The sequence below is a fragment of the Methyloversatilis sp. XJ19-49 genome (assembly GCF_024580145.1).
Taxonomy (GTDB): Bacteria; Pseudomonadota; Gammaproteobacteria; order Burkholderiales; family Rhodocyclaceae; genus Methyloversatilis.
The window spans coordinates 117609-139339 of sequence record NZ_JANINI010000012.1 but is presented as its reverse complement, the minus strand read 5'-3'; the positions used below and the strand labels follow the sequence as shown (position 1 = coordinate 139339).

Genomic DNA, 21731 nt, shown 5'->3' with positions numbered 1-21731 from the left:
ACGGCATCCGGGTCTGTTCGCATTTGATTCGTGCGTCAGGGTGCCACTGGACCGACCGCGCTGCACGCGTCATGCACGGATCGGGTGCGGACAGACCCTGGCAGGTCAGCCGAAACCTTTTCACCCGCCAGAGCTGATGTCAAGTTGCGGTCACGCTGCGATACGCTCGCTGCACAACGACAGTCGGAGCACGATCGCGGCGGGAACGGAGCTGGGGTTTCGGCGAGCACTGCTCGCCGCGATCGTGCCGCGATGGTCACATTGCAGCGTGCGTATCGCGGCGAGGCCACCGCTCACAGAGGCCGCCGCTTTCAGCGGGCTGCGGTCGGCGTGTTCTCCAGTGTTTCGGCCGGGTCGCCGGTTTCGATGCGGCCGCTCCAGCCGCCACCGAGGGCCTGATAGGTATTGACCAGCGCAGTGACCCGGTCGAGACGGCTGGCGATCAGCTGACGCTCGGCCGACAGCCGCTCGCGTTCGGCATCGAGCAGCACGATGCGGCTGGCGTTGCCGGCGTTGAATGACAGTTCGGCCAGATCACGCGCACCGCGCGTGGCGTCGGCCAGCTTCACCGTCTCTTCCATCGCCTCGCGCGCGCCCCGTGCGGCGGACAGCGCGCCGAGTGCATCGGCATAGGCCTGACGGGCTGCCTGCTGATAGGTCTGCGCGATCTGCGCACGTTCGGCTTCCGACTGCGCAACCAGCGCGCGCGTGCTGAGCAGGCCGACCAGCGGCTGTGCGATCGCGGCGCCGACGCTCCAGGTGCGGGCGGACGCCGACAGCAGATTGCCCAGCGTGGCACTTTCGCCGCCCAGTGCGGCGGTCAGCGAAATGGTCGGCATCCACTGCGTGCGTGCCACTTCGACGCTCAGGCTGGCGGCGGCGAGATTGGCTTCGGCGGCGCGCACGTCGGCGCGTCGCGCCAGCAGATCGGATGTCAGACCGGACGGAATCTCCGGCTGCACGGCGAGTGTGGACAGCGCAAGTCCGCGATCCGGCATCTTTTCGACCAGTTCGCGCGGCGAGCGGCCGAGCAGCACCGACAGTGCGGTTTCCGCCTGTTCGCGCGCACTGCGCGTGCCGGCCAGCGACGCGGCCACACCGGCCCGCTCGGAGCGCGCGAGTTCCAGGTCATAGCGGCTGATCGCGCCACCGGCGAACTGCTTGTCGCGCAGCCCGAGCGCAGATTCGCGCGTGGTCAGCGTCTGCGTCAGCAGCACCTCGTCGGCATCCAGTGCGCGCAGATTGAAGTAGGCACGCGCCACCTGGGCACTGATCGACGCGCGCAGCGCTTCCAGTGCATAGCGGCTGGAAGCGAGCTGCTGGCGCGCCACGTCGCGCTGGCCGGACAGGCGTCCGAACAGATCGATTTCATACGAGGCGTTGAAACCACCGATAGCCGTGTTGTACTGGCGCGGCCGGTTCGGGATCGGCCTTTCGTTGCTGAACTGCTGGCGCGAGCCGGACAAAGAGAGGTTCGCATCGGGCAGGCGGTTGATGCGCACCAGATCGAGCGTGGCCTGCGAGGCCTGCACGCGCTGGGCCGCGATCACCATGTCGTCATTGCGCGCCAGCGCTTCGGCGATCAGACCGTCGAGCACCGGGTCGCGGAAGCTTGCCCACCAGCGATCGAGCTCGACCGGCGTCGTCGCGCTGACCGACGGCAGGTCCAGTTCGGGCGCCGGTTTCGGCATCAGCGAGCAGGCGGACAGCAGGCTTGCCGCAAGCAGCGCGCCCAGCGCGCCGCGACGCGCGGGATCAATGAGGCGCATAGGGATTCTCCGGCTTCGGGGGTTCGACCTCTTCGGGCGGCGTGACCAGCCGGCGGTCGACGATGATCTTGTAGAACAGCGGCACGAAGAAGATCGCGAGGAAGGTGGCCGCGATCATGCCGCCGATGACGCCGGTGCCGACAGACACCCGCGCACCCGCGCCGGCGCCGGTCGAAATGGCCAGCGGCAGCACGCCGAGGATGAAGGCGAGCGAGGTCATGATGATGGGGCGCAGGCGCAGGCGCGCTGCCTCGATTGCCGCCGCGGCCACCGCATAGCCTTCCTGGTGCTTGAGCACCGCGTATTCGACGATCAGGATGGCGTTCTTGGCCGACAGGCCGAGCAGCGTCACCAGACCGATCTGGAAATACACGTCATTGGTCATGCCGCGCAGCCACACCGCGGTCAGCGCACCGAAGATGCCGAACGGCATGGCGAGCAGCACCGAAAACGGGAGCGACCACTTCTCGTACAGCGCAGCGAGGATGAGGAACACCATGACCGCGGCCATGATGAGCGCAATCGATGCCGCACTGGACACGCGCTTTTCCTGGAAGGCGGCGCCGGTCCATTCGAAGCTGGTGTCGCCCGGCAGCGAACGTGCCAGCCGTTCGACCTCGGCGATCGCCTGACCGGACGAATAGCCGGGTGCCGCCTGACCCATCAGCCGCACCGCAGGCAGGTTGTTGTAGCGGTTCACCGTGTCCGGGCCCGAGCTGTATTCGACCTTGGCGAAGGCCGATACCGGCACCATGTCGCCGGCGGCGTTCTTCACGTACAGCCGGCCGATGTCTTCCGGCGAACGGCGATACTGGCTTTCGGCCGACATCAGCACCTGCCATACGCGGCCGAACTTGTTGAAGTCGTTCACATAGAAGGTACCCAGCGTGCCGGCCAGCGTATTGAAGGCTTCGGTCAGCGGAATGCCCAGCGCCTTGGCGCGCTCGCGGTCGACATCCACGAAGAGCTGCGGCGCGTTCGGCCGCCAAAGCGTCTGCAGCCCGCCTGCCAGCACCGGCGTCTGGTATGACGAGCCGATCAGCGCATTCATGTTTTCGACCAGGCGCTTGGTGCCACCGTCGCCGCGGTTCTGCAGGTAGAACTCGAAGCCCCCGGTATTGCCCAGGCCGAAGATGGCCGGCGGATTGAAGGCCAGTACCAGCGCCTCCTTGATGCCGCCTGTTTTCGCGAACACCTCGCCCACCAGCTGCTGCGTGCTCATCTTGCGTTCGTTCCAGTGCTTCTGGCTGACGAAGATGGTCGCCGCGCTGTTCTTGAAGCCGCCGCCGATGAAGTCCATGCCGGAGAAGGCCATCACGTGTTCGTTCGCGTCATTCGACTGGATGGCCTTCATCACCTCGGCCACCACCTTGTCGGTGCGCTCCAGCGTGGCGCCATCGGGCAGGAACACGGCCACGATGAAATAGCCCTGGTCCTCGTCCGGCACCAGCGAGCCGGGCGTCTTGGCCCACAGGCCGACGGTGATGGCGACCATGCCGGCAAACAGCAGCACGCCGACCGCCGACCGCTTGATCATCCAGGTGACGGCGCCGGTGTAGCGGTGCGTCACGCGGGTGAACCAGTCGTTGAACCACAGGAAGATGCGCGCCTGGTTCTTGTGTTCGTTCTTCAGCAGCGCCACGCACAGCGCTGGCGTCATGGTCAGCGCGACGATGCCGGACAGCACGACTGCAATCGAAATGGTCACCGCGAACTGCCGGTACAGCTCGCCGGTCAGGCCGCCGAGGAAGGCGATCGGCACGAATACCGCGGTGAGCACCAGCACGATGGCCACCACCGGCCCGGTCACTTCCTGCATGGCCTGGATGGCCGCGTCGCGCGCCACCATCTGCTGCTCGTGCATGATGCGCTCGACGTTCTCCAGCACCACGATGGCGTCGTCCACCACGATGCCGATGGCCAGCACCATGCCGAACAGCGTCAGCGTGTTGATCGAATAGCCGAGCAGATGCAGACCGGCGAAGGTGCCGAGCAGCGACACCGGCACCGCCAGCAGCGGAATCAGCGTGGCGCGCCAGTTCTGCAGGAATACGAACACGACGACGAACACCAGGATCATCGCCTCGCCCAGCGTCTTCACCACTTCGGTGATCGACACTTCGACGAAGCGCGTCGTGTCGTACGGAATGGCGTAGGTCATGCCCTGCGGGAAGCGCTCGGCCATTTCGGTGATGGCCGCCTTGGTCACCTTGGCGACGTCCAGCGCGTTGGCACCCGGCTGCAGGAACACGCCCATCAGCACGGCCGCATGGCCGTTGTAGGTGCCGTTGAAATCGTTGTCCTTCGAACCGAGTTCGATCCGTGCAACGTCGCGCAGTCGCAGCTTCGAGCCGTCGGCGTTCGAACGCAGGATGATGTTCTCGAACTCCTCGACCGTGGACAGCCGGCCCTTGGTGGTGATCGTGTAAACCATGTCCTGGCCGCCGCCGATCGGCGACTGGCCGATCTTGCCAGCCGCGAACTGGGCGTTCTGGTCGCGCAGCGCGGCGGCGATTTCGGTCACCGTGACGCCAAGCTGCGTCATGCGGTCCGGGCGCACCCAGATGCGCATCGCGTAGTCCTTGGCGCCGAAGATCTGCACATTGGTCGTACCGGGGATCTTCTTGATGTTGTCCAGCACGTTCAGCGTCACGTAGTTGGACGTGTACAGGTCGTCGTACTGGCCCTCGGGCGAATAGAACGCCAGCACCAGCAAGAAGGCGGACGAGCCCTTCTCCACCGTCACACCCTGCCGGCGCACCTCCTCCGGCAGCCGGGCGTCGGCCTGCTTGACCCGGTTGTTCACGTTAACCGCCGCCTTGTCCGGGTCGGCACCGATTTCGAAGGTGACCTGGATTTCCACCACACCGTTCGAGGTCGAGGTGGACTGCATGTACATCATGCCTTCCACGCCGGTGATGACGTTTTCCAGCGGCGCGGCAACTGTCTGCGCGATGGTTTCGGCTGACGCACCCGGATAGATGGCGCGCACGGTGACCACCGGCGGCGCGATTTCCGGGTACTGCGCGATCGGCAGGGCGCGCATTGCGGCCAGACCGGCCAGCACCAGCAGGATGGAAATGACGAAGGCGAAGATCGGCCGGTCGATGAAGAAGCGCGAAAACATGTGCGCGCTCCTTATTGCGGCGCGGCAGGGGCTGCTGCGGGCGCCTGACCGTTGTCGATCTGCACCGGAGAGCCGGGTACGAAGATGCGCGCCATGCCGTCGACGATGATGCGCTCGCCCGGCTGCAGGCCTTCGCGGATCACCCAGGCGTTCTCGAGTTCGCCGTCGAGCTGCGCCCACTCGCCGAGCTTGACCGGCCGCGGCTGCGCCAGCAGCTTGCCATCGGCTTCAGCGATCACATAAACGAACTTTCCGTTCGGGCTGTCGAGCACCGCACGCTGCGGCACGGCCAGCGCGTCCGGGCGCGTGGCGCCGGACAGAGCGACGCGCACGAACTGGCCGGGAGAAAGCTTGCCGTCGCGGTTTTCAAAAGTGGCACGCAGCGCAAAGGCGCCGGTGCTGGTATCGGCCTTGTAATCTTCGAAGCCGAGCCGGCCGGTGCGCGGGAATTCCAGGCCGTCGGAGGTACGGATCTTCACGACGAAGCCGGCGTTGTCAAGACGCAGCAGACCACGCGCGATCTCGTCGCGTGTACGCAGGTATTCCGCTTCGCCGACGCCGAAATTGACGTAGGCCGGATCGATCTGGGCCAGCGTGGTCATCAGGCTGTCGGAGCCGGCAACGGCCAGACTGCCTTCGACCTTCAGCGCACGGCCGGCCAGACCGCCCAGCGGAGCGCGAACGTCGGTATAGCCCAGATCGATGCGCGCGGTCTGCACCTGCGCTTCGGCCGACTTGACCGCGGCGCGTGCCAGATCGCGCTGCGACAGCGCGTCGTCCGATTCCTTGCGGCTGGCCGCTTCCGCATCGGCCAGCGGCTTGATGCGGGCGTACTCGCGATCGGCCTGCGCCAGCTGGGCCCTGGCCTGGTCGAGCTGGGCTTCGGCGGCAGCGACCCGGGCACGGTAGGGCGCAGCGTCTAGCCGGTACATCACCTGCCCTTCCTTGATGCGCTGGCCTTCTTCGTACAGACGCTTTTCGACGATGCCGGTGACGCGCGCCCGCACCTCGATTTCGCGTGAGCCGGCCACCTGGCCGACATACTCGAAACGGACTGGTACTTCGCGCGGCGCCACTTCGACCACCTTGACAGCCGGCGGCGGCATGCCGCCGTTGGCCGGCTTGCCGTCTTCCTTGCCGCAGCCCGCCAGCGCGAGCGCGAGCACCATCGCGGACAGCCAGCCCGCGCGCTGAAAGGAATCCATCGCTTTATTCATGATCCATCCCGGAAGCTGACGCGGCCGTGCCGCGCGAAAATATCGGGCCATGAAAGCGACGGCCCTGTTGTGGCAGGAATTATAAACATACATTCTTGTATGTTTAAATTCATGAATGAAAAAAATTTTCATTCAGGGCACGACGGACGAGCCATTCTCGATCAGACAGGGGGATGCCCTGCCCCGGTCACAGAGGGGCAGGTTGCCAATGCGCTGACGCGCGAGTAACGGGCGACAGGACGCACAGCGGCCCAGGCGGACGGCTGGACGTCGAACCCGTGCAGGTCCGGCGGCCGACGGGCGAGCCGCCCCGTACTCATTGGCCAGCGCGAGGTTGCAACCTGCTTGTCCGTTCCTGATTCGCTGGAATCAGGCCGCCGGTGCAGGTGCCTGCATGCCGCCCACGATGAAGGGCAGCAGCGAGCGCAGCAGTGATTCGGGGTCTTGCGGGGTGGCGGGCGCGCAGTGACCCAGCAGTTGCATCACGTCGCGGCCGGCCATCACGTAGGCCACGATGCCGACGAAGAAGTACATGCGCCTGACCACTTCGTCTTCCGGTAGATCGGGCAGCGCGCGCTGCAGCGCAACGCGATAGCGGTCCATGATCTGCACGTACTCGGCCGGAATGCAGTCATCACCGGGCTCGAAATAGGCACGGCCGATGAGTTGCTTGAAGACGGCGCCCGACACCGTGTCCTTGCGTGACAGGCGCAGGATGGATTCGATGAAGGTCTGCACGATCTGCAGCACGGTCAGCGGCGTGCCGCCCGCTTCGCGCTCCAGCTTGTCGAGATAGTCCGATCGTCGGCCGTCGGCACCCAGCACGCGCCGATAGATGGCTTCCATCAGGTCGCGCTTGGAGTTGAAATGATAATTGATGGAAGCCAGCGGCACGCTGGCGGCATGCGCAATCATGCGCATGGACGTCGCGGCATAGCCCTGCTCGGTGAACAGCTTCTCCGCCGCTTCGAAAATCCGTTCCTTCGCGTCTCCGCGCGGTCGGCCTGCAGGTCGTCCATCCTTCTCGATCTCGTCGTCGGATTGCATGCGTGCGCCTCATTTTTCCGCCCCGGAATGTAGCACTGCACGCACAGCGACGGTGCATCCGCCAGCCCTGCACGCGACGGCGTGCACGCTGCGCGCGGCAGCATCTGCCCGGACGGACATGGCCCCGCGTTTGCTTAGGTTGAGCCATGACCCCACACCCTGATCCTTTCCCGCGTACGACCGGCAAGGTCTATCTGATCGGCGCAGGACCGGGCGATCCGGAATTGCTTACGCTGAAGGCCGTGCGCGTGCTCGGCATGTGCGACGTGCTGCTGGTCGATGACCTGGTCGATCCGGCAGTGCTATCACATGCGCAGCCCGACGTGCGGATCGTGCGCGTCGGCAAGCGCGGTGGCTGTCGCAGCACGCCCCAGGCTTTCATCGAGCGTTTGATGCGACGCTGCGCGCGCGCCGGCCTGACGGTCGGCCGGGTCAAGGGTGGCGACCCCTTCGTGTTCGGCCGCGGCGGCGAGGAGAAACAGGCCATGGAACGCGCCGGCATCGCCTGCGAAGTGGTCAGCGGCCTGTCATCCGGCATCGCGGTACCCGCTTCACTCGGTGTACCGGTCACGCATCGCGACCTCGCCTGCGGCGTCACCTTCGTGACCGGCCATGCGCGCGCCGACGGCCAGCCCGGACGCGAACCGGACTGGGCGGCGCTGGCGCGCTGCGGCACCACGCTGGTCATCTACATGGGCATGCGCACGCTGGACAGCATCACACGAGCGCTGATCGATGGCGGTCTGCCGACCGGCACGCCCGCCTGCGCCATCCAGAACGGTACCCGCGGCGATCAGCGCAGCGTGCTGGCATCCGTCGCGACACTGGCGAGGGAGGTTTCGGCCGCCGGTCTCGGCAGTCCCGCCATCGTAGTGATCGGCGAGGTGGTCAGACTGGCTGGTGCCTCTTCGCAGCTTGATCTGCCGCATGCAAGCACGCAGATGGCCGGCTGAACCCGAGGGCGACCTTGTGGGAGCGGCGGCCTTGTGGGAGCGGCGGCCTTGTGGGAGCGGCGGCCTCGCCGCGATTGATGCCGCGATGATCGTTGATCAACGCGCCGATCGCGGCGAGGCCGCCGCTCCCACAGAACGGTCGACGCTTCCACAGAACCGTCGACGCTCCTGCACGGGCGGACCCTCCGGGACCGTCGCCTACTTGAGCTGTTCGTGCAGCAGCGACAGGATGCGCTTGGCAGTCTTGCTGTCGTCCACGCCGCCTTCCGGAGTCAGCACCTGGACGTTGCTCTGCTTGCCTTCACCCTTGATGTGGATGCGGTACTGGTTCTGGCCGGCTTTCGGATCCGGCTTGTCGTCCGGCATGAAGAACAGCAGCTTGGACAGCACGCCCCCCTTCTTCTCGCCGGCCGTGGCATCGACTTCCGGATCGACGTAGCGCACGAAATACACGCCTTGCGAACGGTCGCGGTCCTCGACGGTGAAGCCGACACGATCGAGTGCGAGGCCGACCCGGCGCCAGGCGCGGTCGAAACCTTCGTAGATCTGCAGCGTGCCGCCCTTGTCCGCCGTCACCAGCTGCGCGCGCTCGGCCACCGGCGGGGCCGCGACCAGCGTCTTGGCCCGCTCCGTGTCGGCGCCCAGACGCACCATCAGCCGGCGCAGCATTTCGGCTTCCAGTTCGGGGTCGGCCGGACGCGGTTGCCACACTGTGCTGTCGCCGCGCTCGTTGATGTACACCTCCATCACGCCGCGATGGCTGACATAGATTTCGGTGGTGCCCGGCTCGGCGCCGGGTTCGAGACGGGTGCGGTACTTGTCGCGTTCCGGCGTCGAATAGAGGTTGTCGAACACCTTGCCGATGGTGTTGCGGATGATGTCGTTCGGAAGCTTGGCGCGGTTCTCGTTCCAGTCAGTTTCCATGACGCCCGCTTCGGGCTGTTCGATGTCGATCAGGAAACCGGTTTCCTGCCAGAACTCCTTCACCTGCGGCCACATCTGTTCAGGGCTTCCTGCGACGACCAGCCAGCGCTGATTGCCCGAGCGTTCGATGCGCATCTTGTCGACCTGCGGAAGCACGGCACCGCCCTGCTGCTGCGCCTGCGCCGCCGGCCCGGCACGATCTGCGTTGTAGGCAGACAGTGTGGCCACATCGCGGCCCGCCGAATCGGGCACGGCGTATCGGTCACTGGAAGCCGGCAGTGTGAGGTCGGGCGGCAGGTCAAGACGTGGGCCGCGCTTCTTGGCAGCCGCCTTGTAATCGACCTTGGTCGATTCGGTGTATTCGCTGATCATCGAGCAGGAAGCCGCGAACGCGGCCAGCACGAGGACCAGCAGGGTGCGCAATGCACCGGACTTCATGGGAATCATCGGTAAAGCCTCAGTTCAGCACGCCGGCCTGCTGCATCGCGGCGCGAACCTGCTGGTGGAATTGCGGTGCCAGTTCGGTCAACGGCAGGCGAAGCGACGGGCCGATCAGACCCAATTGATGGACGGCCCACTTCACCGGGATCGGGTTGGCTTCGCAGAACAGCTGGCGATGCAGACCGGTGAGCTTCGCGTTGAGTGCGCGCGCATTGACGGCGTCAGCCGCCAGGGCTGCAGCGTTCATTTCGTGCATCAGGCGCGGCGCCACGTTGGCGGTGACCGAAATGCAGCCGTGACCGCCCATCAGGATGAAGGCGCAGGTCGAGGCATCGTCGCCGCTGTACAGCGCAAAGCCCTTCGGCGCGCGGTTGATCAGTTCGACCCCGCGATCGAGGTTGCCGGTCGCGTCCTTGATGCCGACGATGTTCGGGATTTCGGCCAGTCGCAGCGTGGTGTCGTTCGTCAGATCGGCCACGGTGCGACCGGGCACGTTGTACAGGATGAACGGCACGTCGACCGCTTCGGCCTGGGCGCGGAAGTGGCGGTACAAGCCTTCCTGCGTCGGCTTGTTGTAGTAGGGCACGACGGTCAGGCAGGCATCCACGCCCACGGCCTTCGCGCGCTGCGCCAATTCGATCGCCTCTGCGGTCGAATTGGCACCGGTACCGGCGATCACCGGAATGCGGCCGGCAGCCTGTTCGACCGTGACACGGATCAGTTCGCAGTGTTCGTCGACATCCACCGTCGGCGATTCGCCACTGGTGCCGACGATCACGATGCCGTCGGTGCCTTCTGCAATATGGAAATCGATCAGGCCGCGCAACCGCGGGTAGTCCAGGCTGCCATCTTCAAGCATGGGCGTGACGATGGCGACGAGCGATCCGGTAATCATGAGTGAAGCAGCTTCAGCAGGAAACGCGGCATTCTACCGGAGGCCGCCGGCAAGCCCAACACGCACGGTGCGTCAGTCTGTAACAAAGCAGATTCAAGTTTCAAGATCCAAGATGCAAGGACGGCGCGACTTTCATCTTGCATCTTGAATCTGGGTTCATCCGAGTTCCGCCAGCGCCCTCACATGCTCCGTCACGCTGCGACCGAGTGCTGACAGCGCATAGCCGCCCTCGAGCATCGACACGATGCGGCCCTGGCAATGCGCCTGCGCGAACTTCAGCAGTTGCGTGGTCACCCACGCGTAGTCCGCCTCGACCAGGCCGAGCGAGGCCATGTCGTCCTCGTAGTGCGCATCGAAGCCGGCCGAAATGAACAGCATCTGCGGTGCGAATTCCTGCAGGCGCGGCAGCCAGCGCGTATTGACCGCCTCGCGGAAGCCCTCGCCCCGGGTGCCGGCGGGCAGCGGCACATTGCACAGATTGCCGGCGAGGGGTTTGTCTCCTGAATAGGGGTAGAACGGGTGCTGGAAGATGCTCACCATCAGCATGCGCTCGTCGCCGGCCACGATGTTTTCGGTGCCGTTGCCGTGATGCACGTCGAAGTCGATGATGGCGACCCGCTCGAGCCCGTGCACTTCAAGCGCATGGCGGGCGGCGACAGCGATGTTGTTGAAGAAGCAGAAGCCCATCGCGCGCCCGAATTCGGCATGGTGACCGGGCGGGCGTACGGCGCAGAAGGCGTTGCTGGCCTGCCCGGACAGCACCAGATCGGTCGCATGGATGCCGGCGCCGGCGGCACGCAGCGCGGCACGCAGCGTACCGGGGCACATGGCGGTGTCCGGATCGAGATGCACGATGCCGCTGTTCGGTGCCTGATCGAACACCTGTCGCACATGCGCCGCCGAATGCGCCCGTTCGAGCGCTTCAACGCCGGCCAGCGGCGCGTCGTGGTGAGCCAGGCAGATGTCGAGGCCGCTGGCGATCAGGCGGTCCTGTATCGCGCACAGCCGGTCCGGGCATTCGGGATGGTGCGAGCCCATGTCATGCAGCGCGCACTCGGGGTGTGTAATGTATGCGGTGGTCACCGCGCCTCCTCCATTATTGCAGCGTGCAATGCAACCGTGCCTCTGCGTGCTGTGTCACACCGCGTGAATTCAATATTGAACTGCATTATCCCGCCACACCTTAACCCACCTCAAGCCATGTCCGATCCCAGAGCCGTCGTCGATGCCGCGTCCACCCTCATTCTCGGCAAGCGCAGCCGGCTCGAACTGGCACTGACCTGCCTGATCGCCGGCGGTCACCTGCTGATCGAGGATGTACCCGGCACCGGCAAGACCACACTCGCCCACGTGATGGCGCGCCTGCTCGGGCTGGATTTCCGCCGCGTGCAATTCACCAGCGACCTGCTGCCGGCAGACATTCTCGGCGTGTCGGTGTTCGAACGCGAAACCGGCGCCTTCCGCTTCCACCCCGGCCCGGTCTTCACCCAGGTGCTGCTCGCCGACGAGGTGAATCGCGCCACACCGCGCACGCAGAGCGCGCTGCTCGAGGCGATGGAAGAACACCAGGTCAGCGTCGAAGGCGAAACGCGCCCGCTGCCGCAGCCCTTCTTCGTCATCGCCACGCAGAATCCAGCCAGCCAGATCGGCACCTATCCGCTGCCCGAATCGCAGCTCGACCGCTTCATGATGCGCATCACCATGGGCTACCCGGACCCGGCGGCCGAACGCTTACTGCTGACCGGCCGCGACCGGCGCAGCCTGCTGGCCGATCTGGCGCCGGTGGCCGACGCGGCCACGCTGAGCGCCTGGCGTACGCAGGCCGAGGGCATTCATGTCAGCGATGCGCTGATCGATTACGTGCAGGCGCTGATCGCCTACACGCGCACCGGCGGCGCCTACCGGCTCGGTCTGAGCCCGCGCGCCGGGCTGGCGCTGCTGGCCGCGGCGCGCGCGCGCGCGCTGCTCGATGGACGCAGCCACGTGCTGCCGGAAGACGTGCAGGCGGTCGTGCCGGCGGTCGCGCTGCATCGCCTGCCGATGCTCGAACAGCCACCCAGTCAGGACGATGCCGCCCGCCATCTGCTGCAGGCGGTCGCGCTGCCGGTCTGATGCGGGAAGCGATCCGCCGCTGGCTGGCCACCTTGGGCGGCTCGCCCGCGCTGCCGCTGACCCTGGACCGGCGCCGCATCTTCGTGCTGCCGACCGGACCCGGTCTGGCCTTCGGCTGCGCGCTGCTCGCCATGCTGCTGACCGCAATCAACTACACGCTCAGTCTGGGCTTCGCACTGGTGTTCATGCTGGCCGGCCTGGGCCAGGTCGCACTGCTGCACGCCTTCCGCAACCTCTATGCGCTGAAGCTGCGCGAAACCGTGCCGGAGCCGGTGTTCGCCGGCCAGCACGCGGGCTTCCCGCTGTGGCTGGACAACGATGCCAGCCGGCCACGGCCGGCACTGCAGCTGTCCATGCCTGGTGCCGATCGGGTCACGATAGATCTGGCACCGAAGCAGAGCCGCGTAGTGTTGCTGAACGTGCCGACGACACGGCGCGGCTGGCTGTCGCCGGCGCGCGTCACGCTGGATACCCGCTACCCGCTGGGCCTGATCCGCGCCTGGTCGTACGCGAAGCCGGCCCAGCGCTGCCTGGTGCTGCCGAAGCCGGAAAGCGGCCGGCCGCCGCTGCCGGCCACGGCGGCCGGTGAGGCGGGTGTGCGCCCGAGTGGCGACGGCAGCGAGGAATTTGCCAGCCTGCGCGACCACCGTGCCGCCGATTCGCCGCGCCACGTGGCATGGAAAACCTCGGCGCGCACGCCGGATGCGCCGCTGCTGACCAAACAGTTCGAAGGCAGCGACGGCGGTGACCTGTGGCTGGACCTCGCGCAACTGCCCGCCACGCTGTCGCTCGAACAGCAACTGTCGCGACTGACCGGCTGGGTGATCGACGCCGACGCCGCCGGCCTGCACTATGGTCTGGCGCTGCCGGGTACGCGCATCGCGCCGGCCAGCGGGCCGGCGCATCGCGCGCGCGCGCTGCGAGCGCTCGCACTGCACGGGCTGCCGACATGAAGTGGCGCCGCATGACCGCGCCCAAGGTGGCCGCCGAACCACTCGATCAGGCACGCATCGCCTGGCTGATGGCGGTCGCCGCCTGCGCACTGGTGCCGCACGGCTCGCACCTGCCCGGCTGGCTGATCGCGGTGGCAGCCCTGTTGTTCACCTGGCGCCTTGCGCAGTGGAAGCTCGGCTGGCCGGGCGCCAGCGGTCTGGTCAAGCTGCTGGTGGTGGTCGCCTGCTGCGCCGGCGTGTCGCTGACCTTCGGCCGCCTGTTCGGACGCGAACCCGGCGTGGCACTGCTGACGCTGATGCTGGTGCTCAAGCTGCACGAACTGCGCAGCACGCGCGACGGCCACACGGTGGTGCTGCTCGGCTACTTCATGCTGCTGACCGCTTTCCTGTATTCGCAGACACCGGCCATGGCGGCTGCGCTCGGCGTGTCGATGACCGTCATCACCGCGGCGCTGATCGCACTGACCGGCCCGCCGGCTGCGCCGCGTGCCTTGCTGCGCCACGCCGCATGGATGATGGCGCAGGCGCTGCCCTTCATGCTGGTGCTGTTCGTTCTGTTCCCGCGCGTGCCGGGCCCGCTGTGGGGCTTGCCGCTCGACGCCTGGAGCGGCACGTCCGGCCTGTCCGACTCCATGGCGCCCGGCTCGATTTCGCAGCTGAGCCTGTCCGGCGCCATCGCCTTTCGCGCGCGCTTCGAGGGCGATGCGCCGCCGGCACGCGATCTGTACTGGCGCGGTCCGGTGCTGAGTGCCTTCGACGGCCGCACTTGGCGGCAGGGCAGCAGCGCGCAGCGCATCGGCGACGGCCTACCGCATCCGGTACCCGGGCGTGCGCTGGGTTATGAAGTCACGCTGGAGCCGCACAACCGGAACTGGCTGTTCGCACTCGAAACCGTCGCCACCCTGCCCGCCGACGTGCGGGTGAGCGACGACTGGCAGTTGCTCGGTCGCGACGGCGTGCGCACCCGACGGCGCGACCGCTTCGAATCGGTGCTCGGCGCGCGACCGGGCATCGAGGAGTGGAGCGGTCATCTCGACGCAGCCCGCCAGTTGCCGCGCGACGGAAATCCGCGCGCGCGGCAACTGGCGCAGACGCTGCGCGCCGCCTCACCGGCCGACACGGTGGCGGCCGGCCTGCGGCTGTTCCGGCGCGAAGCCTTCGTCTATACGCTGACGCCGCCGCTGCTGGGCGAAGACGGCATCGACGCCTTCCTGTTCGACACCCGGCGCGGTTTCTGCGAGCACTACGCCGGCGCCTTCGTGTTCCTGATGCGCGCCGCCGGGCTGCCGGCACGCGTCGTGACCGGCTATCAGGGCGGCGAGCGCAACGAGGTCGACGACTATGTCGTGGTGCGCCAGTCCGATGCACACGCGTGGGCCGAGGTATGGCTCGAGGGCGAAGGCTGGCGGCGCGTCGATCCGACCGCAGCCATTCTGCCGTCGCGCATCGAACGCGGTCTGGCCGACCTGCCGGCCGGAGAACCGGTGCCCTTCGTTGCGCGCGTCGACCTCGGCTGGCTGCGCTCGCTGCGCCACCAGTGGGAGGCCGCCAACAACGCGTGGAATCAGTGGGTGCTGTCGTACGACCAGCAGAAGCAGCGCGAATTGCTGAGCCGGCTGGGCATGACTCAGCCTGACTGGCGGCTGATGACGATATGGCTCGCGTCGCTGTGCGCGCTGTTTGCCCTGGCGCTGACAATGTGGGCGATGCGCCGCAGCGTGTCGGCCGATGCGCTTGCGCGCGCCTGGACCGCCGTCGACCGCGCGCTGCGCCCGGCCGGCCTGGGCCGCGAGGCGTGGGAAGGGCCGCTCGACTATGCGGCACGCGTTGGCCGGCTACGCCCCGATCTGGCACCCACGCTCGCCCAGGCGTGTAGACTTTATGCCGACGCCCGTTACGGCGCGGCTCCGCCCGCCGCTGCGGCCCGCGAACTCAAGGCCTGCGCCCGCGCGCTGCGCCGCCAACGCATCCCGCCCCGCCGATGACCTCACGTTTCACATCCGACGCCTTTTCACGCCGCAGTTTCATTCTTGGCAGCACTGCACTGGTTGCCGCCAGCCATTTGTCGGCGCAGACCCCGGGTACCGCCGGCTTTGCCGGCCGCGATGACGTGCGCGCCTTCTGCGCCGAACTGGCCGGCGCGCACGGCTTCGACGAAGGCTGGCTGCTGACGCAGTTCGAACCGGTGCAGCCGCAACCAAAAGTCATCGAACTGATCCGCCCGCCGACGAAACCGGGCGTGCGCTCCTGGCAGCGCTACCGCGGACGCTTTGTTGAACCGCTGCGCATCCGCGAAGGGCGCGCCTTCATGGCCGAACATGCCGCGACGCTGGCGCGCGCCGAACAGCAGTTCGGCGTGCCGCCACATGTGGTCACCGCCATCATCGGCGTCGAAACGATATATGGCCGCCATACCGGGAACTTCCCGGTCATCGGCGCGCTGGCCACGCTCGCGTTCGACTACCCGCCGCGCGCGGATCTGTTCCGGCGCGAACTGGGCGAGCTGTTCCTGCTGGCGCGCGACCAGAAGCGCGACGTGGCCAGCTATCGCGGCTCCTATGCCGGCGCACTCGGTTACCCGCAGTTCCTGCCCAGCAGCTGGCGTCGCTATGCGGTCGATTTCGACAACGACGGCCGCGTCGACCTGATCGACAGCCCGATCGACGCAATCGGCAGCGTCGCCGCCTACCTGAAGGAACACGGCTGGGAGCCGGGCGAGCCGGTGGTGCAGCGGATCCTGGTCGACAGCAGCACGGTCACGCCGCTGATCGAATCCGGCATCGAGCCGGTACTCGATACCGATCGACTGCTGGCCAGCGGCATCCGCCCGCTCGGCCGCGAACTGATTGCCAAGCCGGCGGCCGTGGTCGATCTGATCACGCCGGATGCGCCGACCGAATACTGGCTGGGCTTCAGGAATTTCTACGTGATCACCCGCTACAACAAATCGAGCTTCTACGCGATGGCGGTGCATCAACTGAGCGAGGCGCTGGTGCGAGCCTGAATGTCGCTTGAGCGTTTGCCGTCCGCCCCCATCCGAACCGGAACCCGACCATGATCCGCCTTCTGCTCGCCGCCACGCTGGGCGCCCTGCTCTGTTCGCCTGCGCGCGCCGACGACGCGTCGCTGACCGGCCGCTGGGCGGGTGACTACAAGACCGATGAAGGCATTGACCGCGAAGCGGAGTTCGTCGTGACGGAAGGCGGCGCGACATGGACCGGCAAGCCCAAGGGCAGCGCCGGCCGCCAGAATCCGTGCTTCAACCGCGCCTTTCCGGTGCTCATCGAAGGCGATTCAGATGGCTCGCTGTCGCTGTGGGTCAAGGCGAGCCAGGCCTTGCCGCTGTGCAAGGACCTGCGGTTGCAACTCACCCGGGTATCGCCGACCCGGCTCGAAGGCCGCTTCAAGTCAGGTGCCCCGATCTGGCTGGACAGACGCTGAGTCCGGCACGCCTTGGTGCCTATATATCGGCACCAGGGCGCGGCACCCTCAGGCTTGACCCGCGCATTGAATGAAACCATTATTCATTCCATGCAACAAAGCACCGGGACGACCCGGTCGCCTTCATTCTTCCGGGGACGGCCCCGGATGTCCGGAGCATTCATCATGTCGTGGATCATCCTGTTCATCGCAGGTCTGTTCGAGGTCGCCTGGGCGATCGGTCTGAAATACACCGACGGTTTCAGCAAGCTGTGGCCGTCGGTCGGCACGGCGGCCGCCATGCTGATCAGCGTGGTGCTGCTCGGACTGGCCATGCGCACGCTGCCGGTCGGCACCGCCTACGCGGTGTGGACCGGCATCGGCGCAGTCGGCACCGTCATCCTGGGCATCGTGCTTTTCGGCGATCCGGCCAATGCGGCGCGTCTGGCCTGCGTTGCACTGATCGTCGCCGGCATCCTCGGACTGAAGCTCACGTCGGCCTGAGTACCGCGGCGGGAGCCTTCGCTGTGGGAGCTCTTGCTGTGGGAGCTCTTGCTGTGGGAGCTCTTGCTGTGGGAGCGGCGGCCTCGCCGCGATACGCACTCTGCACAACGATGGTCGCGGCACCATCGCGGCGAGCCCGCCGCTCCCACAGGGACAGCGCCTATCGCAGCGAGGCCGCCGCTCCCACAGGTGCCGCTCCCATGCGCGACCCCGGCCATCCGGTAAAGACCGCACTTGTGCCGCCTGCCAGCAATCGGCGAAAATCCATGGCTTTGGCTTGCGCGCGAATTGCGTGCAGGCTTCATCCCTCCGAGCCCGCCATGACCGATTCCGCTGCACTGCCGCCCGACGACGAAAACCACATCATCGCGGAGCGGCGAGAAAAACTGCGCCAGTGGCGCGAAGGCGGCGCGGCCTATCCGAACGATTTCAGCCGCACGCACTACGCTGGCGAGCTGACCGCGCAGCACGCATCGACCAGCGGCGAAGCACTTGAGGCGGCACCCGAACACGTGCAGCTGGCGGGCCGGATGATGCTCAAGCGCGTCATGGGCAAGGCGAGTTTCGCGACGCTGCAGGACATGTCGGGCCGCATCCAGCTCTACATCACGAACGACGGCGTGGGCGAAGCGGCGCATGGCGCGTTCAAGCACTGGGATCTGGGCGACATCGTCGGCTGTTCCGGCGTGCTGTTCCGCACCCGCACGGGTGAGCTGACGATCAAGTGCGACAGCGTGCGCCTGCTGTCGAAGGCGCTGCGCCCGCTGCCGGAAAAATTCCACGGCCTGGCCGATCAGGAAACGAAGTACCGCTTCCGTTACCTCGATCTGATCACAAATGACGCCTCGCGCAACACCTTCATCGCGCGTAGCCGCCTGATGAGTTCGCTGCGCGCCGAAATGACGCGTCAGGGCTTCCTCGAAGTCGAAACGCCGATGATGCACCCCATCCCCGGCGGCGCGGCGGCCAAGCCGTTCAAGACCCACCACAACGCGCTCGACATGGAATTGTTCCTGCGCATCGCGCCCGAGCTGTACCTGAAGCGGCTGGTGGTCGGCGGCTTCGAGAAGGTGTTCGAGGTGAACCGCAACTTCCGCAACGAAGGCATCAGCCCGCGCCACAACCCCGAATTCACGATGATGGAGTTCTACCAGGCCTATGCCGATTACCGGCAGCTGATGGATTTCACCGAATACCTGCTGCGCCACTGTGCCGAGCAGGCGCTGGGCACGACGAAGTTCATGTACCAGGGCCGCGAACTCGATCTCGGCCAGCCTTTCCACCGGCTGACCATCGTGCAGGCGATCCAGAAGTACAACCCTCAGTATTCCGATGCCGATCTGGCCGACGAAGCCTTCGTGAAGAAGGCGATCAATACGCACGGCGAAACGGTCAAGCCGGGCGGCCTCGGTTCGCTGCAGCTGCAGCTGTTCGAGGCCTGCGCCGAGGCGCAGCTGTGGGAGCCGACGTACATCATCGACTACCCGGCGGAAGTGAGCCCGCTGGCGCGCCGCTCCGACACCCAGCCGGACATCACCGAACGCTTCGAACTGTTCATCGTCGGGCGCGAGATCGCCAACGGTTTTTCCGAGCTGAACGATCCGGAAGACCAGGCGGCGCGCTTTCTCGACCAGGCAAAAGCCAAGGACGCCGGCGACGAGGAGGCGATGTTTTTCGACGCCGACTACATCCGCGCACTCGAACACGGGTTGCCGCCGACCGGTGGCTGCGGCATCGGCATCGACCGGCTGGTCATGCTGCTGACCGATTCGTCCAATATCCGCGACGTCATCCTGTTCCCGCAGATGCGCCGCGAGTAGCCGTATCCGCCTCGGGAGCTGTGGCTGTGGCAGTGTGGCTGTGGCTGTGGGAGCGGCTGTGGGAGCGGCTGTGGGAGCGGCGACGGTTTTGTGGGAGCGGCGGCCTCGCCGCGATCAGTGCGGCGATGGTCGCATTGCAGAGTGCGGATCGCGGCGAGGGCGGAGCGGGGATTTCGGCGAGCACTGCTCGCCGCCCGCGGAGCCGGCTGGCCATGCAGGGCCAGCCGTGGAACGGAGCGGGGATTTCGGCGAGCACTGCTCGCCGCCCGCGGAGCCGGCTGGCCATGCAGGGCCAGCCGTGGAACGGAGCGGGGATTTCGGCGAGCACTGCTCGCCGCCCGCGGAGCCGGCTGGCCATGCAGGGCCAGCAGTGGATCGCCGCACCCACAGGCCGCCGCCCCCACAGACCGCCGCTCACCCACGCCGCTGCTCACACGGAGCCGCACCCACAGGCCGCCACCGGAACTCCGGCGCGTCTGCATTCATCACAGGTGCCGCATCCGCATTCGGCAAAAAGAGGGTCCTGAATGTCCCGTCCGCTTCAACCCCTGCAGCCCGCCACGCTGACCTTCGATGATGAAGGCACGCCGCGCTCGTCGCTGTTCGACGACCGCTATCACTCCTGTGAAGGGCCGCTGGCCCAGGCGCAGTTCGTGTTTCTGGGCGGCAACGGCTTGCCGGGGCGCTGGGCCGGACGGGAACGCTTCGTCGTGCTGGAGACCGGATTCGGTCTCGGCCTGAACTTCCTCGCCACCTGGCGCGCGTGGCTCGACGACCCGGCGCGCTGCGAGCGGCTGCATTTCGTGTCGGTCGAAAAGCATCCGGTCGCCCAGTACGACCTCGCGACCTACTACCAGCGCGCCCTCCCGCAGGACATGAGCGACATGGCGCAGCGGCTGGTCGAACGCTGGCCGCTGCCGGTGTCGGGCGTTCATCGCATCGAATTCGACGGTGGACGTGTCGTGCTGACGCTGGCCTTCGGCGACGTCGACGCACTGCTGCCGCAACTCACGCTGCGTGCCAACGCGCTGTATCTCGACGGTTTTTCGCCGGCGCGCAACCCGGACATGTGGTCCGAGCACATCTGCCGGCACCTGAAGCGTCTGAGCGCGGACGACGTGACGCTGGCGACCTGGACCGTATCAGCGGCGCTGCGCCGGGCGCTGGCCGACCACAGTTTCGTCACCGAAAAGCGGCTCGGACTGAAGCCCAAACGCGACATGCTGACCGGCGCGCTGCATCCGCAGGCGCAGGCGGCCGCGCTGCGCCACCGACCGCAAGCCGGCACGCCCCGGTGCGTGGCGGTGATCGGCGCCGGGCTGGCCGGCTGCGCGGCGGCCGAGCGGCTGGCAGCGCGCGGCATCGAAGTGGTGCTGATCGAGCGCCACGCGGCGCCGGCGCAGGAGGCGTCGGGCAATCCGGCCGGCGTGCTGCGGCCCATGGTGGCGCGTGACGACAGCATCGCTGCACGCTTTTCGCGTGCCGCCTTCCTGCATGCCTCCAGCCATCTGCGGCGACTCGACGGCGAGGGGCGCCCACTGAAATGGGGCCCGACCGGCGTGATGCAGATCGCGCAGGACGCCGAACAGGAACAGATGCAGCACGCACTGTGGGCGTCGCACGCCCTGCCGGATGCACTCGTCCGTCACCTGTCCGACTGGGAGATGACACGACGCGTCGGCTACACGGTTCCGCGCGGCGGCTGGTGGTTTCCGCGCGGCGCCTGGGTCAATCCACCCAGCCTGTGCGAAGCCAATCTCGCACGGGCCGGCGACGCCGTGACCCGGTTGTTTTCGAGCGAGGCCATCGGTCTTGCACGAGACGGCGCCAGCTGGCGGGTGAGCGCCGGCGATCGCACGCTGGTGAGCGCCGACGCGGTGGTGCTGGCCAATGCGTCGGATGCGGCTGCGCTGTCGCCGCTGGCGCTGCCGCTGATCCGCATCCGTGGCCAGGTCACCCGCCTGCCGCGCGCGCTGCTGCCGCAGCTGCATGTCACGCTGTGCTGCGACGGCTATCTGTGCCCGACGCCGGACGGCGACCTGAATCTGGGCGCCAGCTTCGACGTCGGCGACGAAGACTGCAGCGTGCGCAGCGACAGCCATGCCGGCAATCTGGCCCGGCTCGAGCGGCTGCTGCCGGACACGGTGCTGCTGCCCGACGTGCGCAAGCTCGCCGGTCGGGTCGCTTTCCGCACCGCGACCCCCGACCGCATGCCACTGATCGGCGAACTGCCTGGACAGCCCGGCCTGTACGCCTTCACCGGACTGGGTTCGCGCGGGCTGGTGTGGTCGCCTCTGGGTGCCGAGGTCCTCGGGGCCCGACTGTGTGGCGACCCGATACCTGTCGAGAATGAACTCGCATCCGCAATCGACCCGCGGCGTTTTTTCGTTCAAGGCTGATCTGGATCAAGCTTTCACGCGGGCCAGGAAAGATTCCTGAAGATTACTTTGTGCGCGCCGTAGATCACACAGCGGCAAAAAAAGTGTGGAACAAGGTCACGAACCGTGAGGATCCTGCGTTCCGGCACAGCCGAAGCTCACACATAGGAG

16 protein-coding genes are annotated in these 21731 nt (G+C 66.9%); 9 read left to right on the top strand and 7 right to left on the bottom strand.

What is annotated here, in order from left to right; genetic code table 11:
- Positions 1-311: 311 nt before the first annotated feature.
- The 4 genes from NMQ16_RS14995 to NMQ16_RS14980 all read right to left on the bottom strand — a co-directional run bounded on the left by NMQ16_RS14995 (position 312) and on the right by NMQ16_RS14980 (position 7160).
- A complete protein-coding gene (locus NMQ16_RS14995; protein ID WP_257081657.1) occupies positions 312-1769 on the bottom strand; it encodes an efflux transporter outer membrane subunit in 1458 nt (485 codons plus the stop codon).
- A complete protein-coding gene (locus NMQ16_RS14990; RefSeq protein WP_257081656.1) occupies positions 1756-4896 on the bottom strand; it encodes an efflux RND transporter permease subunit in 3141 nt (1046 codons plus the stop codon). Before NMQ16_RS14990 ends, NMQ16_RS14995 begins: the two co-directional genes overlap by 14 nt.
- Positions 4897-4907: 11 nt before the next feature.
- Positions 4908-6101 carry an efflux RND transporter periplasmic adaptor subunit gene (locus NMQ16_RS14985; protein WP_257081655.1) on the bottom strand — a complete coding sequence of 398 codons (1194 nt, stop codon included), beginning with the start codon at positions 6099-6101 and terminating at the stop codon, positions 4908-4910.
- A 381-nt stretch (positions 6102-6482) separates the two neighbouring features.
- Positions 6483-7160 (bottom strand): TetR/AcrR family transcriptional regulator, encoded by a 678-nt coding sequence (locus tag NMQ16_RS14980; RefSeq protein WP_257081652.1) that lies wholly within the window; start codon positions 7158-7160, stop codon positions 6483-6485.
- 146 nt (positions 7161-7306) lie between these two features.
- Here NMQ16_RS14980 and cobA point away from each other — a divergent pair, with 146 nt between their 5' ends.
- Positions 7307-8113 carry a uroporphyrinogen-III C-methyltransferase gene (gene cobA / locus NMQ16_RS14975; protein ID WP_257081651.1) on the top strand — a complete coding sequence of 269 codons (807 nt, stop codon included), beginning with the start codon at positions 7307-7309 and terminating at the stop codon, positions 8111-8113.
- Positions 8114-8311: 198 nt separating this feature from the next.
- On the opposite strand, the gene bamC is transcribed toward cobA, so the two are convergent.
- The 3 genes from bamC to NMQ16_RS14960 all read right to left on the bottom strand — a co-directional run bounded on the left by bamC (position 8312) and on the right by NMQ16_RS14960 (position 11411).
- A complete protein-coding gene (bamC, locus tag NMQ16_RS14970) occupies positions 8312-9484 on the bottom strand; it encodes an outer membrane protein assembly factor BamC (protein WP_257081649.1) in 1173 nt (390 codons plus the stop codon).
- A gap of 10 nt (positions 9485-9494) precedes the next feature.
- Positions 9495-10373: a 4-hydroxy-tetrahydrodipicolinate synthase gene (gene dapA / locus NMQ16_RS14965; protein WP_257081648.1), complete on the bottom strand. Its 879-nt coding sequence runs from the start codon at positions 10371-10373 to the stop codon at positions 9495-9497.
- 156 nt (positions 10374-10529) lie between these two features.
- Positions 10530-11411: a histone deacetylase family protein gene (locus NMQ16_RS14960; protein WP_257081673.1), complete on the bottom strand. Its 882-nt coding sequence runs from the start codon at positions 11409-11411 to the stop codon at positions 10530-10532.
- Between the two features lie 162 nt (positions 11412-11573).
- On the opposite strand from NMQ16_RS14960, the gene NMQ16_RS14955 reads away from it, so the two are divergent.
- From NMQ16_RS14955 to mnmC, 8 genes are all read left to right on the top strand, one after another.
- Entirely contained in the window at positions 11574-12485 is a 912-nt protein-coding gene (locus tag NMQ16_RS14955; RefSeq protein WP_257081647.1) for a MoxR family ATPase, read from the top strand.
- Entirely contained in the window at positions 12485-13438 is a 954-nt protein-coding gene (locus tag NMQ16_RS14950; RefSeq protein WP_257081646.1) for a DUF58 domain-containing protein, read from the top strand. Before NMQ16_RS14955 ends, NMQ16_RS14950 begins: the two co-directional genes overlap by 1 nt.
- A gap of 11 nt (positions 13439-13449) precedes the next feature.
- On the top strand, positions 13450-15423 hold the full coding sequence (locus NMQ16_RS14945) for a DUF3488 and transglutaminase-like domain-containing protein (RefSeq protein WP_257081644.1): 1974 nt from the start codon (positions 13450-13452) through the stop codon (positions 15421-15423).
- Positions 15420-16442 carry a lytic murein transglycosylase B gene (gene mltB, locus NMQ16_RS14940; protein WP_257081643.1) on the top strand — a complete coding sequence of 341 codons (1023 nt, stop codon included), beginning with the start codon at positions 15420-15422 and terminating at the stop codon, positions 16440-16442. The genes NMQ16_RS14945 and mltB overlap by 4 nt, the downstream gene beginning before the upstream one ends.
- Positions 16443-16492: 50 nt before the next feature.
- A complete protein-coding gene (locus tag NMQ16_RS14935; protein WP_257081641.1) occupies positions 16493-16879 on the top strand; it encodes a hypothetical protein in 387 nt (128 codons plus the stop codon).
- A 165-nt stretch (positions 16880-17044) separates the two neighbouring features.
- The gene (gene sugE, locus NMQ16_RS14930) at positions 17045-17362 is read left to right on the top strand and encodes a quaternary ammonium compound efflux SMR transporter SugE (RefSeq protein ID WP_257081639.1); all 318 of its coding nucleotides are present in this window, start codon (positions 17045-17047) and stop codon (positions 17360-17362) included.
- 320 nt (positions 17363-17682) lie between these two features.
- Positions 17683-19182 (top strand): lysine--tRNA ligase, encoded by a 1500-nt coding sequence (lysS, locus tag NMQ16_RS14925; RefSeq protein ID WP_257081637.1) that lies wholly within the window; start codon positions 17683-17685, stop codon positions 19180-19182.
- Positions 19183-19709: 527 nt separating this feature from the next.
- Positions 19710-21581 (top strand): bifunctional tRNA (5-methylaminomethyl-2-thiouridine)(34)-methyltransferase MnmD/FAD-dependent 5-carboxymethylaminomethyl-2-thiouridine(34) oxidoreductase MnmC, encoded by a 1872-nt coding sequence (gene mnmC / locus NMQ16_RS14920; RefSeq protein WP_257081636.1) that lies wholly within the window; start codon positions 19710-19712, stop codon positions 21579-21581.
- Positions 21582-21731 lie beyond the last annotated feature (150 nt).